Below are 13467 nucleotides of genomic sequence, written 5' to 3'. Positions count from 1 at the left end.
GATTGGGCTAGCGCCCTTTGCCGCTCTTTGACTTATGAAAGACAAATCCCGCGAACCCGTCTTTGAGATCGGGGTATTTCTGGACCATCGCTTCCGAGAGTTCCGCGCCGGGGTCGATACCTAACCGCCGCAACGTCAGTTTTCCCGCCGGCGTCCCTTTGTACGTCCGTCGCCAGTCGTCCCGCTGTTTGGCTGTGGCTGCTTCATATGCCTCCCATCCTCGGCGAAGTTCCTCCACCATTCGGTCTTGTGCGTGGACGTCTTGAGCAGCAACTCGCAAAGCTATACGTGTTTGAACCTGCTGGTTATGTTCCAACTCCCGTCTCTCTGTCTGCGCAAGTTTCTCCTGTATTTGAACCATCTGGCGTTCAGCGTCTGAAACGATCCACTGTTCCTTCAGCGCTTTCATAAAAAAACCGGCTGGGCTTTTCGAGATGTTGCCGAGTTTAAGGCTGAAACGGGTCCGCTCAATGGCCTGCTCAAGACGCTCATCAGTGTATTGATCGCGGTCCGCCGCGATCTGATTCAGTTGTGCGCTAGATAGCCCGAACTCTTGCTTCAGGGTCCTATACAGTGCCTGAGCTTGCTCATGGGTGTGCAAAACGCGCTCGGCCAGCTCTTTTCTTTCGAGACGGAAACGTAGGCGACCGATCTTGCGAGACCCTGATTCGTTGCGAGTCTCGAACGAAATCTTTAGATCAGAAACTTCGTTGATCTGCTGCACAGCTGGTGCCAGCCAGTCCCGCTTGAAATATTTGAACTCTTGCGCCTTCGCGCCCATTGTGCCCTGCCATGAGCGCAGCTCGGCCAAGTCAAACCAGTCAGTGATCCCGTCATCAGCGTACGGCAGGAGGTGGTCGTACATTACCCTAGCGTAACTGAGCGTAAATAATGAAGTTACGCGCAAGCTCAGCCAGTGCGACTTGCCCGGGCCTCTAATGATCCCAATAAGGTCTGGCGGGACACGGAACTGGAAGCGTCCGCCCTGATAAGAAATTCGCCCAATCAGTTGCACTGATCCGAACGGCTTGTCCCCGTCCGCGTCAGGCGTCGTAGTAGCTTGGATAAGAGCTCGTTGTGCCTCGGTGATCACCTGCTCAAGGTGTGCGTTGTTCCGGCTTGAATACCGCATCAGCCATTTGAAATAGTCCAACTCCACGTCGTAAAGATCGCGAGGTTGTTCTTCTTGCGCAACAATGAAATACGCTGCGTCTATTAGACGGCGCGCGGCTACGCCGAGGTCGATGATACGAATGAGGACGTTCTTTCGTGCGAATCCGATGTCCGACGGTGCAGCGTTGAGTGGCAGGTCTTGAGCGTTTGCATCTTCGAATAATGCCAATGCCAGTTGCCTGGACGTGGCCACGTGTCCTGCTGTCGCCATGCGGCCTCCCCTTTCGTGTACATGGTTCCGACGGTTCGGTACGCTACCGGGCGCGAAGGTGCCATGTCAACACAGACTACCTCACCTTACGAGTCCGCCCTTCACAAAAGGCCTCACCTAATGCGGGTCGCTGCACATTTCTCCTCACCTCGGGCTATCTGGGAACTTCACCATTGCATCCAATCGACCTCACTTCGAGGCCCAGAGTACCTCACCAAACTTCTCAATTCACAGCACCTTTGACACACAACGCTTCACCTTGCTGACGTAACCCATTGATTTTCCGCAACAAGACGTGTCTTCGTTTGTAGTGGGTTAGTTTTTGTCTATTTAAAACACCAACCACACAGAGGACGTTCTTTGATTTGAGGCGCTCGTGATCGCGCTGGGGGTAAATGTGAAAGCCGCTTGTGACAGCCCCACTTTTCGCGCAACCGCGCACTGCGAGGGCGAAAGACGTAGCTTCAGGACGAGATTGGTGGTGAGGTAAATTGTGCAAGTGGAAGAAAGGGACGCGGGATGGTGCCTTTTCTGGGCCGCAATGGTGAGGTTTTCTGTGATTGCAGAAGCAGTCCGCTTCCCGCAGATCGCGCTTGGTCTAGCGTGAGCACCGAGGAAGTCAGCCTACGTAGTTGAATTAGCGCCAGATTTTTTGTGGGGATCCCGTTGGGACGGCTTGCGATTCAATAGCTATTCTTCGGGACTGACGGTATTCTACGCTTTGTCAATATGTCTGTACGAAACCGTAGAATCAAGGGTTGAGTGTGAAGAAAGAAGCTCACCTCCCACCAAAAGGAAACTAGATGAAACTGAGCGAGTTGCCCAGCATTGACCGAAGCGTCAAGCTTTCCGACCTCGGGGAGTTTGCCGAACGTCTGTCGGTAATGACCAATGAACTGCGCGACCAGATATTAGCTCCCCGGCCACGAAAAACGCCTCCAGTATTCACAATTGGTGAGCTGTCGGAATTGTGTGGAATCGATCGTCAGAAGATCAACTATCTCGCGACAAAGGATCGTGGCGATCTACCCTCGGGCGAAGTGCACGGCACAGGGCGCGCTCGGATTTTCTCCCTCAAAGAGGTACGTACCTGGGTGCAGCAGGTATCTGATATCTATCAGACGCCATTGGTCACCGGTACTCGTGAGCATAGAGGCCGGGTCCTCATAACGGCGAACTTCAAGGGAGGTTCGTGCAAGACCACGACAACAATGTGCATCGCGCAAGGCCTCAGCTTGCGTGGCCGAAGGGTGTTGGTGATCGACTTGGATCCCCAAGCGTCACTTTCGGAACTCTGTGGTCTATATGCAGAAAAGGACGTTACCTGGGAGGACACGGTTCTTCCCTACATCTACGACCCGGCGATCGAAGGAGGACTCGCTACTAAAGTTCAGAGCACTTACTGGGACGGACTCGATGTCATCCCAGCGCACAATTATCTGCATGACGCAGAATTCCATCTTCCTACCGCGCAGAAAAGCAACCCGGGGTTCGAGTTTTGGTCCGTGCTACGAAAAGGAATTGAGCCGCTGCGATCTCAGTATGACTACATAGTCTTAGACACCGCCCCATCACTTTCGTATATGACGCTGAACGGGCTGATGGCTGCTGACTCAATGGTGATGCCTTTGGTGCCTGAAAGCCTTGATTTCATTTCGTCAGTGTCTTTCTGGTCGCTATTCGCTGAAGTAGCGAACGGGTTTGTCGAGCACGAAGTCGATAAAACGTATGACTTCGTTTCTGTACTCCTTTCCCGCGTGGACTACGGGACCACATCGTCGGCGCCGGTGGTGCGCTCGTGGGCGCAGCGCGCATACGGAGATTGGTTGCACACGACTGAGGTACCTGCAAGTTCGGTCATGAGCAACGGCGCATTGGCATTTTCCACCGTGTTCGACTTGTCACGGGCTGATTCTGTGGCCAAAACTCTCGCACGAGTGAAGTCCCCGCTAATGGATTATTGCAAGTGGATCGACGACCAATATGTAGCTCAATGGAGGGCCGGACAATGAGCAGTTTACGCGACCGCATGATGAGTAAGACGGCTGACGTCCGGGCGGCAAAGGACATCACTATTGAACCGCAAGAGAAACCGTCTAGCCCCCGTACTGCGCCCGGAATGGCGGGCGCGCTGGCCGCTGCGCAGCAACGAATAGTTGAGCTGGAGAAATCGGGGTCACCTTCGGAGTTGCCGGTCAAGGACATTGTGCCCAATCCGTGGCAGCCGAGGCAGGTGTTCAACGAGGCAAAACTCGGACAGCTCGCCGAATCGATACGGGAGGCAGGGCTAGTCCAGCCCATTGTTGTTCGTCGCGCCGAATCTGGTTACCAAATCGTTGCTGGCGAGCGCCGCTGGCGGGCGCATCGAATGATTGGCAAGGAGGTGATCAAGGTCGTCGTCATTGAGCTATCGGATGAAGAGATGGCAATGTTAGCTTTGGTCGAAAACGTTGCTAGAGAGGACTTGTCGGACTATGAGGTGGCGCGTTCCATACGTCGTGCGGAAAAGGAATTTCCAAACAGGAAGCGGATGGCTGAGGCTTTGGGAATGTCTCGTTCCGAACTGTACCGATTCTTAGCGTTTGGAGAGTTGCCAGATTTTGTGATTGAAGACCTGGATGTGCAGCCACGCCTTATCGGGTCGCACGCCGCAGAGGCGGTTGTATCGGTGCTCCGAGACAAGAATTCACGTGCGTTTGAGATCGCAAGGAGCCTATGGAAAAAGGTGGTAAGCGGCGAGCTTGACCAGACGAAACTGGCTCGAGCGCTCAAAGTAGCCATTGAAGGGGACGGTTCCGAAGTCACAGCTGTCAGTGATCGGAGCATCGAGAAGATTTTCGCGGGCAAAAACCAGGCTGGCTCAATCACTAAAGACGCGGTCGGTTTTACAGTGAAGATTAAAGCCGGGATGCTCTCTCCTGACAAGGAGCACCGCATCCGAACTCTGATTGCGGAACTGTTTTCGAGTGGTCAAAGCGACTCCCACTGAAACGGTTGGTGTCTCGGCGGGCATCATAGGCGCTTGGTATCGGCGTGTCCCCAATGGGGACACGAGACACCGGTAGGAGCGACCTCAGGCGACGCGCTTACCATGCCCCTGCCCTTGTCCGTACTTCCCGCTCGACCCGCATGCCGAGTTCCTCGAAGTTCTAGTGGCTGGGCACAGAGGCATCGATATGCCTCTCATGATGCGCCCGCGCGCCATCAGCATCCCAGTACGGAAGTCTCTCGACCAGCGTTTTTCTTACGTACGTGCGTCAGATCAACGGGAGTAAAACGCGCTTTGCCGCCGCTCGACACCGTCTGATCATCGCGTCAGGTGTGCTCCTTGCCTGTGTCGATTCGATGAGAAAGGGCGCCCCCTCCTCGTTATTCATATGACTCTGCCATCAGCTTCCCTAAGAGGTGATCGTCGGTTTTGGACGTCGACCGTCCGACGCCGCAACGCGGTCGCGTGGCACAGTGAATACTGCATTCAGATAGTGTCCCCAATGGGGACACTATCTGAATCGGGACGTCTGGCTAGCGAGCTTATATACTGAACCTCCCCTAGCTTCCATATTCGCTGTCGCGGTAGTTTGCTTTCACGATGAAAGGGCCTCCCTAGGCGCAAGCTTCGACCGGCGAGCAAGGCGGCGTGCGACGACGCCTGAGCCGTGCAAACGCACAAAGTCTCATCAGCCGGTAGGTGGGCGGCGGCGACGCGACTCTCGGGACGTTGGATCAACTGGCGGTCGACAGCCGCCCGACCAAGCGCTTCTCGCTCGCCGCTGCGGAGGGGCAAGTCCTGGCAGCCAAGTTGCGGGCGAGCCCAGTTACCCTAGAGAGTCATTTCGGCTTCCCGTAAGACTGGAGGCTTCGCGCAACATTCGTTGCCTCTCTGCCGGTCCGGCCATCGGGTTTTGCTGGGGAGCATGGCGCAAAATTCGCTGGGCAATATCGAGTGGTACTCCCTCGGCCACCACCTGCGGGGCGAGCATGCGTCTAAGCCCGTGCTACGACATGCCAGCCAAGATCTTCATTCCTCCGGCGCTATCCCGGCATTCCTGCAATGGGACCTTCCATTGCCCATTCAACCACCGAATTTATGACGTCACAATGGTAGGCGAGGGGAGTGCCTTCGCCAATGCTTTTTTAGCGCCCCTCCTGTTGGAGGGCGAGGCGCGGCCGATAGCGGTCCGTCGGTACTCTCGAAGGTCGAGGCCGCGATCGCGCCTGTGAACTTTAAACGCAACAACCAGTAGCGAGACTGACAGATACGAAACGCTGCCGTTCCGCTTTCCTAGCACCTTAAGCTGCCACGCAGTCTGCCGTGGTCGAAACGGACTGCGGAGCGCTTTTTCGCGACGGGCTTGCACCGGCCGTCGCGCGCCGCAAACCCGAGTTGCAACGGCACAACGCGCACGGCGCGCCAGTAGATTCCGTCTGCCCGCTCGCATCGGGTGTCGACGGAGGGCGGACTTTGCTTCAGAAGGTAAGCGGTAACGCGGGATCGATCTGCGGGTCATCGGCGGGCTCGACGACAACAGCATCATTTACGGCCTGCCATGGCTGACCCGGCAGATACCGGACGCCTGACGGCTGCAGCAACACGCTGACCGCATATTTCCGACCATTCGAATTCATGTACTCTGCCGCAAGCGGCTGCCAGCGACCGCTCTTGCGAGCAGCTTTCAGCCCGACGGAAGCCACCGAGGCGCGCGCTACTACCCGCCTTAGCTGAGGCCCTCAGATGATCGGTGAGGACGGCCGAGCCGTGCTCGATGGCGAGGCTCATTAGGTCGGCCGCCACCGGCAAAGGTTTTTTGCCTCAGCCCTACCCGGACCGAGCACCCACCAGTTCTCGTCCTCTGTGAAATAGAGCCGCGCGATCGTGGCGGCTGACACGCGCTGCACGTATGCGCGCAACGCGACGATGTCAAATAGGTATGTAAGCTCGCGTTCGGACGGGTTTCTGTGGCCAATTGGCTATTGCCTGTTATCCAAGGACACAAGAGACGATTCAGGGGCGGGGCTACCACGCAAATCGCGCATGCCGCCCACTAGCAGACGGGCCAAGCGGGCAAAAGGCATCGGCATCGCTGACCTCCTGTGGGGCTTAACCGTTCGCTCGCAGCACGCGCATCGACGATCGTCCCTAGCCTGGCAGCGGTAGCGCTCATAATTGACAGACGTCTACTGAGGCAAAAATGACAGTACCGCCTGAGACCCAACTCCTGAATTCTCGGCGTTCGCTGCTCGATCCTTCCGCATTCATTCGGACAACTGAATTAATTGCCGGAAACGTCGGTGATGGCGGATCCGCAGCCACGCTGCCGATCTTGAATCAAACTTTGGCTATGACCCTCTAGCGGCGCAGGCAGAAGGCTGCCGTGAAACATCTGGCGCTGAATCTGGTTCGGTCGAGAACCCGTGCGCAGTAAGGATTACGGGAAATTAAAAAGGGAATGTTTCACGAGAATAAGGGCACTTCGCCGACGAGAAGCGTTTCGGAAGCATATTTTCTGCTTGAAGCAGGCTCCTCCCGGACCGACTGACGTTGTTTGTATTGGCAGATACGTAAATCGTATCAAACAATACGGAGTCGAGCTAACCCGGTTACTGGCCTTTGGGCGCGTGGCGACGGGCCTCAGCCCCATACCGACGATCGAAAGTGCCGGGCCACAGATTCCGTTCGGGCTTGCTGACGGCGTGCGATTGACGGCAGCGTCGGAGGCAACAGCGCCCGCTGGCTAAACCACTTTTGCCGGCCGAACAGGCAGGCGATCGACGACGAGCGGCGACGGGGTTTCATCGGAATGCTCAGGGACGTGGTGCGGGGCGACGAGCTTTCCACCGCCTACCGACTGACTGTCGATGGGCGGTTACGGCGGAATTGGCCGCTGGTTATTCATGCCGCTGTGGAACGAAGTGGTGTACCGGTTTGATGCCGGCGTTAGTGGGCGAATAGCAAGCGCCCTTCCGGATGCGTTCACGATAGCCGGTTCTACTTTTACTTCCGTACCGCTGCTACTTTTCCTTCAATGCACGGTGCTGCTTTAGACGCCAGTGAGGATGGTAGCTCGCGACCGGTTGGCCATGCGGCAATAGAAAGCGGAGACAAGTGACTGGAGGACCCACGTGGTCTGTGATTACGTACGAGGACCCCGATTTAAGGCATTAAACATAGTGATGACAATAACAGTTATCAACACTGGAAGGCGGCAGCCTCGCTCTCTGTCTTCCTGGCGACCACTACCGGCACCGGCCGCGACGTCCTGCGCGTTTGCACCGGACGCAGCCGGATGCCGTTCGGGTTGCACGCCGATGGACCGATGGGGTAGGGTGGCGGCATCGCAAACTAGGAAAAGGACGAAACATGAACAAGCAGGAACTGGTGGACGCCGTCGCCGCCGCAACGGGACAGAGCAAGGCGGCCGCGTTGGAGGCGATCGACGCCTTCATCGGGACCGTGACGAAGGTGGTCACGAAAGGGGACGCCGTTCAGCTGGTCGGCTTTGGCTCGTTTTCGACGGGGGCACGCGCTGCGCGCGTGGGACGTAATCCTTCTACCGGCGCCGAGATCCAGATCCCCGCGGCGAAAACCGTCAAGTTCACCGCGGGCAAGGCATTCAAGGATGCGGTGAACGCGAGGTGACAAGTTCGGGATCGCGCTGGATCTTCATGCGGGTCCATAGCGCCACATGAGGCACGAGAACGAGTCAACGCGGACTGTCGCTAGCAGCTGGGCGAAAATGGAGGAAACAGAGTTGTGGCTTTCAAGCCCTCCATTTCCAGACAGATGCTTTTTAAGAGGGGGCACCGTGTGGGCCTTCGTGCAAGCGGCAGCTAGGCGCGCCCGATCAGTGTTGCTCACTGGTTTTGCAGGATGCCCCTCGCTGGCTTAGAGGGCGGTCAGTTATCGTCCGACCGGGGCGGAAGGTGCTCGTGCGGAGCGGGCTCGGCGGCGTCGGCGTCGGGAACGTGGTCGTCAGAAGATGCGGGTGCAGTGCTGGGTGGCGCTTCGCCCGTCGCGCCGGGCGATGGCCGTGCGGGATCGGGGACGGTATGGGAAGGATCGGTAGACATACTGGGCTCCTAAGGTGACGGACGGCGTCTTTTAGCAATATAGGCGGCTCAGCGAGACAAGCGAGGAGAACTGGCCGGCAGTGGAGGAGCGGATAGTTGTGGCTTGCCGACCTTCATTTCAGGTCACTTGTTAGCTTCCCGTAGCTCTATTGCTGCGGCTGGGGCAGGGGTTTCCTCGACGCGACCGTAGCCGACCCGCTGGTGCGGGGGCCGGCGGCGTTTGGAAGCAACGTTTGGAGGCGGGCTGATCTGTTCCACTGAGCCCGGCAGTGATTACCGGAAGCGGTCGTCCGCGTGCACTTGCGAACGAGGCGCCGGTCCACGGAAACAGTCCCGGCTCCGGTTCCGTACCCACCGATTGCGCGGATGCCTGTGGATCGGTTAGGGTGGCAACTTCCAATTCACTCCTCACGGGCAAGCCAATGAACAAGCAGGATTTGATCGATGCCGTCGCCTCGAAGACGGGCTCGACGAAGGCCAAGACCGCCGAAGCGCTGGATGCACTGATTGGCACCATCACCACCGTCGTTACGCAAGGCGACACGGTGCAGCTGATCGGCTTCGGCTCATTTTCAAAAGGCCAACGAGCCGCGCGGACCGGCCGTAACCCTGCGACGGGAGCCGAGATTCATATCGCTGCGGCGAAGACAGTCAAGTTCGCTGCGGGCAAAGCATTCAAAGATGCGGTGAACGGCGCCTGAAGTTTTGCAGAGGGCGCACCGGGTTCCTAGATCTCCATGCAACGTCGGCCAGCTTTCGGCTCGGGGAAGGATGATATCAGTCTGAGTCTAGTCACATGGGCAAGGCGAATACGTCGTGAGCGAAAAGCTGCGATGCGCTTAAGCTAGTCCGGAAAATACGCAAAAAGCAGATGTTGACAAGATTACTTCGTTTCCGGTGACAACTTTACTTCGCTCTACGCGAGCTAGGCTCGTTGCCTCAAGTATTTTGCTACCTGTCAGACAGCTGGCGAGGGCGACTTATGACGAGGCGGCTCAGCATGACAACAAGACGGGAATTGATCGAGGCAGTCGGCGAGTGGTACCGGTGTTCTGAACAGAACGGCAAGCGGCAGATCTAAGACGAACTTTTTGAATTGACGGGCTATCATCGTAAGCACGCAATTCGAGTGCTTTGCCGGGAGCAGCAGCCGGTGAAGGCGAAGTCGGGCCCACAGCGACGCTATGACGATGACGTTCATGCCGCGCTGATCGTGCTATGGGAGGCCGCCGACCGGATCTGCGGCAGGCGCCTGAAGGCGCTCATCCCAACGCTGATCGACTCGATGACACGACATGGTCATCTGTCGCTATCGAAGGACCTGCGCCAGCGGCTCGAGCAGATCAGCGCCGCTACCATTGATCGGCTTCTGCGTGGATGTGCGCGAGCAGCTTTCAGCGACCAGCGCCGCCGAGCTGGTGGAATCGGCAATGCGATTCGCCGCGCAGTGCCCATTCGGACGTTCACCGATCGGAACAACCGGCTACCCGGTTATCTGGAGGTAGATTTCGTTGAGCATTGCGGGGGCACCAAGATTGACGGTGACTTTGTACATAGCTTCGTGATGACAGATACCGCCACGGGCTGGACCGAATGTCTCGCTATGCCTTCTTGGTGGGTTTTTTCGCCTCGCGGAGTAGGGCGATAGGTATCGCCGCGCCTACTTTCGTGGACGCCCGAGCGATCGAAGGCTTTCTGCCGCATGTCACTTCCTAAACTCAAAATTCATCCCCACTGATGGCGGGATCCCAACGTTGACCGTAAAGCCAGTTACCGAAAGATACGGGTTGTTTCGATACTTCTCTTTCAATTGTGAAGCCTTTTGAACGATGACGTCATACACCGCTGCTGTTGAAGGCGCAGCCGGTGAGTTCACTGGGACATCGATCCCCGCTGCCATTTTAATCGGCGAGACGTCTGCCGCGTTAACCCAACCGGTGTTGACGCGGGCCAGCGGCCCGTTGAGCTCGACCGCATACCAATCTCCCACTTTATCGACAACACGGTACTTGCCTCCCTTGGAAACGGTCATGATTGTTTCCGCCGACTTAGAAGCTCCGGCTTTCACCGGCGCTTCTGACTTGGTAATGTCCACGCTTGTGATGCCGGACACCCCGTCCTTTGTCGGTGTGGAAGTAGTTGTGGAGCTCTGGACAGCCTCTATCGACTTCTGCAAGTCCTCCAAATCTCGCGCGAGATTTGCCTGCGTTGCCCCTAGTGTCGGCCCACTTGCTTGCGCCCACACCGACAGCGGTAGCATAGCAAGTGCGATTATTACCTGTCTTTTCATGATTTCTCCGGTATGGAGTCGTTTGGAGGTTCTGTGGGCCGGACCGCAACAATGGCATATACCGATCCCTAACTTGGCGGCCCTGGGCACGGACGGTTTCTGGGCGGCAATGACACCGACAGCGCAATCCCAAGCGTGCGGACAGCAGGGCGAGATACAGATGCGTGCCGAGGAGGATAGCAGCATGCTCCTGGCGTCCTCGGCGGAAGCGTTTTCAATCAAGCACAAGGGTGACGAGCCGAACCTCTACGTCAAATTGCGAAAACCGTAACGGCTGCCACCAACAAAGTGACGGCGGCGAAGAAAATGACTCGTCTGGTAAGCACACTGGATTCGCCCATGCTTTGGTCGCTGAACAGGCTGCGGATCGGATCAAAGACGTTTTGTGGCAGTCGCGTTGCTGCAAATACAGTCGCAGTGGCAGACGCAATAAATCGCGGCTTCTTGGAAGACGGCAAAGCACCATACACTTGACCAAAGGAATCCTCAGGCTCTGAAGTGACACCTTTCAACATACGGCTTCTTGCGCCGCGGTGCCAGTCTGCAAGTTAGCGATGGGCGGCAGTGGCCGCGGACGCGGATTGTCGTCGGTAGCGACATAGGTTAGCACCGCGTCGGTCACCTTCACTACTTCCGCCGCATAGCGCATGCGCTGTGCGTAGACCTCAACTGACACGGTAACCGAACTATTCCCTGTTTTCGCAATGCTGGCGTAGAAGCTCAGCAGATCACCAACGAACACAGGCTGCGTGAACACGAACGAGTTGACGGCGACTGTTACGACACGACCGTTTGCGCGACGGCATGCTGGCACCGAGCCGGCTATACACACCTGCGACATGATCCAGCCGCCGAAGACATCTCCGTAAAAGTTCGCGTCTGCAGGAAGCGGTACTCGCAGCACGCATGATTTCAGGAGGAAGGTGAAGCGGTTCTGTCATCATGCACCTTTTAGCAATTTTGGCGGGGAAGTGCGGAGGGCTGGCGCGGCTCCCCACGTTGTCCGGAATCGACAGGTTCCGTGGGAGTGAGAGCCGCTGCCATTAGCGCTGCTCAATAGCGACGGTCTTGCCACGTCGCCGGACTCGCACCGTATGGTTCGAGCATCTCAGCCGCTGGTAGCTTCATGGCGCTGAATTGCAAAGGAGGCTGTCGCCGCAGATCTTGATCGTGGATGAGGCGCATCACCTACTTGCGGGAACGTATCGTGAGCAGGTGCTTCACTTAATCTGCTGAAGTTCCTTGCAAACGATCTGCAGATCAGCATGGTCCTCGTGGGCACGCGAGACGTAGTTCTTGCGCTTCAAACCGATCCGCAGATGGTGAGCCGATACCGGCCATTCAAGATACCGCGGTGGAGGGAGAGCGATAGGCTTCGGCGGCTTCTCGCCGCATTCGAAAGGGTGTTACCGCTGAGGAAACCGTCCGATCTTTCCCGGCGTGAGATTGTCCAGTACGTGTTGAAAGCGAGCGGTGGGCTGACCGGCGCCATTTCGACAATCCTAAACGATGCAGCGGAGCTTTCTATCCGAAACAGCGACGAATTTATCGGCATCTCACATCTCCAGCGCGTCGCTCGCGAACATGCCTGATCTTGGGAAGCCATGGCCTGTTGCGCCGCGACCGTTTTTCGAAGAGGCATTTGGCAGTTGGCTAGGTCGGGTGGCGACGTGTTACAGATCAGCGTGGGCACGCTGTGGGAAACGAGCACGGGGCTGGATCTGCCGAATCTTGGAAAAACGGGATGGATTTTATTTCCTCCAGTCTGCGCATCGGCGCTGCATCAAGTCTCCAGCTTGGCTCGAGTGGGTGAGGGGAGGTTGGCAGCGATTCAGATGCCACCCGAATGGATGGTCGACCGACGTTACCTTGTTTATTGCTTCAGATGTCTCGTGCTCAACGATGCCGACGTGTCGGCCCCACGCTGGAAAAGGGAATGGCTCAATCCCGAAGCCGAATACTGCACGGCGCATCACAGCCTGCTGCAAACTGTCCCTGCATCAATATTTGAAGAATCCGCCAACTTCGGTGCGGCGCTCCGGGCGATGTCCTGCTATCGAACTCCCCGATTTACCGGAAACATTCGGCTACGCTAGCAGCGTTACTGAACTTGCTAGCGCCTATGTGAACACTGCTAGCGTTAGTTGTGGGCGCCAACAGCACGAGAGCGATGCGAATGGGCCACTGGCGCACGGCAGCGACGCGTGGCAATCACCCGCCGGCTTGGTCCGCGAGCAGAACGACGGGACTATCTTCAAGACTGTCGGCGATTCGTTTCAGAACACCTCGCTTGCGGAGCAACTCAGGCGAAAGGACATTGATAGCGTGCTCCTATGTGGGTATGCATCGGAGTTCTGCGTCAACGCCACAGCTCGTCGGGCGGAACTCCTTGCCCTGCGCACCACGGTAGTGTCCGACCTTCACAGAACCCATGACAAGCCGCATCTAGCCGCCGACAAAATCGTGGGACACCAGAACTTCGTTTGGGCGAATTCGTCGATGTCTGGTAGACGTGTCAGAGTGCTCCCGCTTGCGGACGTTCTGCAAACGGAGTTCCAATCAGCATGATGAAGCATCGCGTAGAGGCTCCGCTTACATGGCCTGTTGATTTCCGCGCGAAACTGACCCAGTGGGGATGCGGACAAAATCCTGGACTGATTTACGTCGTTAGCCCGAGGCTTTCACGGTACTCGATGGGGCTGAGATAGCCAAGCGAGCCCTTGAT

The 13467-nt window shown here is 57.1% G+C and carries 17 protein-coding genes; 11 read left to right on the top strand and 6 right to left on the bottom strand.

What is annotated here, in order from left to right:
- Window positions 1-7: 7 nt before the first annotated feature.
- Entirely contained in the window at window positions 8-1384 is a 1377-nt protein-coding gene (locus tag J2W46_RS31960; protein WP_310359543.1) for a replication initiation protein, read from the bottom strand.
- Window positions 1385-2187: 803 nt separating this feature from the next.
- Here J2W46_RS31960 and J2W46_RS31955 point away from each other — a divergent pair.
- Window positions 2188-3396 (top strand): ParA family protein, encoded by a 1209-nt coding sequence (locus tag J2W46_RS31955; RefSeq protein ID WP_310359542.1) that lies wholly within the window; start codon window positions 2188-2190, stop codon window positions 3394-3396.
- Window positions 3393-4373 carry a ParB/RepB/Spo0J family partition protein gene (locus tag J2W46_RS31950; RefSeq protein ID WP_310359540.1) on the top strand — a complete coding sequence of 327 codons (981 nt, stop codon included), beginning with the start codon at window positions 3393-3395 and terminating at the stop codon, window positions 4371-4373. Before J2W46_RS31955 ends, J2W46_RS31950 begins: the two co-directional genes overlap by 4 nt.
- 1478 nt (window positions 4374-5851) lie before the next feature.
- Here J2W46_RS31950 and J2W46_RS31945 read toward each other — a convergent pair.
- Window positions 5852-6010 carry a hypothetical protein gene (locus J2W46_RS31945; RefSeq protein ID WP_310359537.1) on the bottom strand — a complete coding sequence of 53 codons (159 nt, stop codon included), beginning with the start codon at window positions 6008-6010 and terminating at the stop codon, window positions 5852-5854.
- Window positions 6011-7080: 1070 nt separating this feature from the next.
- Here J2W46_RS31945 and J2W46_RS34460 point away from each other — a divergent pair.
- Both J2W46_RS34460 and J2W46_RS31940 read left to right on the top strand, forming a co-directional pair.
- Window positions 7081-7311, top strand: coding sequence for an SET domain-containing protein-lysine N-methyltransferase (locus tag J2W46_RS34460; RefSeq protein ID WP_374726906.1), 231 nt, complete (start codon window positions 7081-7083; stop codon window positions 7309-7311).
- Window positions 7312-7742: 431 nt separating this feature from the next.
- Window positions 7743-8021, top strand: coding sequence for an HU family DNA-binding protein (locus J2W46_RS31940; RefSeq protein ID WP_310359534.1), 279 nt, complete (start codon window positions 7743-7745; stop codon window positions 8019-8021).
- Window positions 8022-8278: 257 nt separating this feature from the next.
- Here J2W46_RS31940 and J2W46_RS31935 read toward each other — a convergent pair whose 3' ends face one another.
- Window positions 8279-8452 (bottom strand): hypothetical protein, encoded by a 174-nt coding sequence (locus J2W46_RS31935; RefSeq protein ID WP_310359527.1) that lies wholly within the window; start codon window positions 8450-8452, stop codon window positions 8279-8281.
- A 422-nt stretch (window positions 8453-8874) separates the two neighbouring features.
- Here J2W46_RS31935 and J2W46_RS31930 point away from each other — a divergent pair, with 422 nt between their 5' ends.
- A complete protein-coding gene (locus J2W46_RS31930; protein ID WP_310359525.1) occupies window positions 8875-9153 on the top strand; it encodes an HU family DNA-binding protein in 279 nt (92 codons plus the stop codon).
- Window positions 9154-9548: 395 nt separating this feature from the next.
- Window positions 9549-10100, top strand: coding sequence for a hypothetical protein (locus tag J2W46_RS31925; RefSeq protein ID WP_310359523.1), 552 nt, complete (start codon window positions 9549-9551; stop codon window positions 10098-10100).
- Window positions 10101-10157: 57 nt separating this feature from the next.
- Here J2W46_RS31925 and J2W46_RS31920 read toward each other — a convergent pair whose 3' ends face one another.
- Complete coding sequence (locus J2W46_RS31920) at window positions 10158-10484, bottom strand: SH3 domain-containing protein (RefSeq protein WP_310359521.1); 327 nt, start codon at window positions 10482-10484, stop codon at window positions 10158-10160.
- On the opposite strand from J2W46_RS31920, the gene J2W46_RS31915 reads away from it, so the two are divergent.
- The gene (locus J2W46_RS31915) at window positions 10483-11013 is read left to right on the top strand and encodes a hypothetical protein (RefSeq protein ID WP_310359520.1); all 531 of its coding nucleotides are present in this window, start codon (window positions 10483-10485) and stop codon (window positions 11011-11013) included. The two genes, J2W46_RS31920 and J2W46_RS31915, sit on opposite strands and share 2 nt — an antisense overlap.
- Here the strand turns inward: J2W46_RS31915 and J2W46_RS31910 are convergent.
- Together J2W46_RS31910 and J2W46_RS31905 are read right to left on the bottom strand one after the other, a co-directional pair.
- Window positions 10994-11257 (bottom strand): hypothetical protein, encoded by a 264-nt coding sequence (locus J2W46_RS31910; RefSeq protein ID WP_310359517.1) that lies wholly within the window; start codon window positions 11255-11257, stop codon window positions 10994-10996. The genes J2W46_RS31915 and J2W46_RS31910 overlap by 20 nt on opposite strands.
- The gene (locus tag J2W46_RS31905) at window positions 11251-11646 is read right to left on the bottom strand and encodes an acyl-CoA thioesterase (RefSeq protein WP_310359515.1); all 396 of its coding nucleotides are present in this window, start codon (window positions 11644-11646) and stop codon (window positions 11251-11253) included. Before J2W46_RS31905 ends, J2W46_RS31910 begins: the two co-directional genes overlap by 7 nt.
- Before the next feature lie 266 nt (window positions 11647-11912).
- Here J2W46_RS31905 and J2W46_RS34455 point away from each other — a divergent pair, with 266 nt between their 5' ends.
- From J2W46_RS34455 to J2W46_RS31890, 4 genes are all read left to right on the top strand, one after another.
- Window positions 11913-11978, top strand: a complete 66-nt coding sequence (locus J2W46_RS34455; RefSeq protein WP_374726905.1) for a hypothetical protein — start codon at window positions 11913-11915, stop codon at window positions 11976-11978.
- A gap of 29 nt (window positions 11979-12007) precedes the next feature.
- The gene (locus J2W46_RS31900) at window positions 12008-12334 is read left to right on the top strand and encodes a TniB family NTP-binding protein (RefSeq protein ID WP_310359512.1); all 327 of its coding nucleotides are present in this window, start codon (window positions 12008-12010) and stop codon (window positions 12332-12334) included.
- 78 nt (window positions 12335-12412) lie between these two features.
- Window positions 12413-12838 (top strand): hypothetical protein, encoded by a 426-nt coding sequence (locus tag J2W46_RS31895; RefSeq protein WP_310359731.1) that lies wholly within the window; start codon window positions 12413-12415, stop codon window positions 12836-12838.
- A complete protein-coding gene (locus J2W46_RS31890) occupies window positions 12771-13310 on the top strand; it encodes an isochorismatase family protein (protein WP_310359716.1) in 540 nt (179 codons plus the stop codon). The genes J2W46_RS31895 and J2W46_RS31890 overlap by 68 nt, the downstream gene beginning before the upstream one ends.
- Window positions 13311-13467 lie beyond the last annotated feature (157 nt).

Origin of the sequence: Paraburkholderia strydomiana, assembly GCF_031456815.1 — a bacterium.
In the GTDB taxonomy this organism is placed as follows: domain Bacteria; phylum Pseudomonadota; class Gammaproteobacteria; order Burkholderiales; family Burkholderiaceae; genus Paraburkholderia; species Paraburkholderia caledonica.
This window is presented reverse-complemented; position numbering and strand designations above follow the sequence as displayed.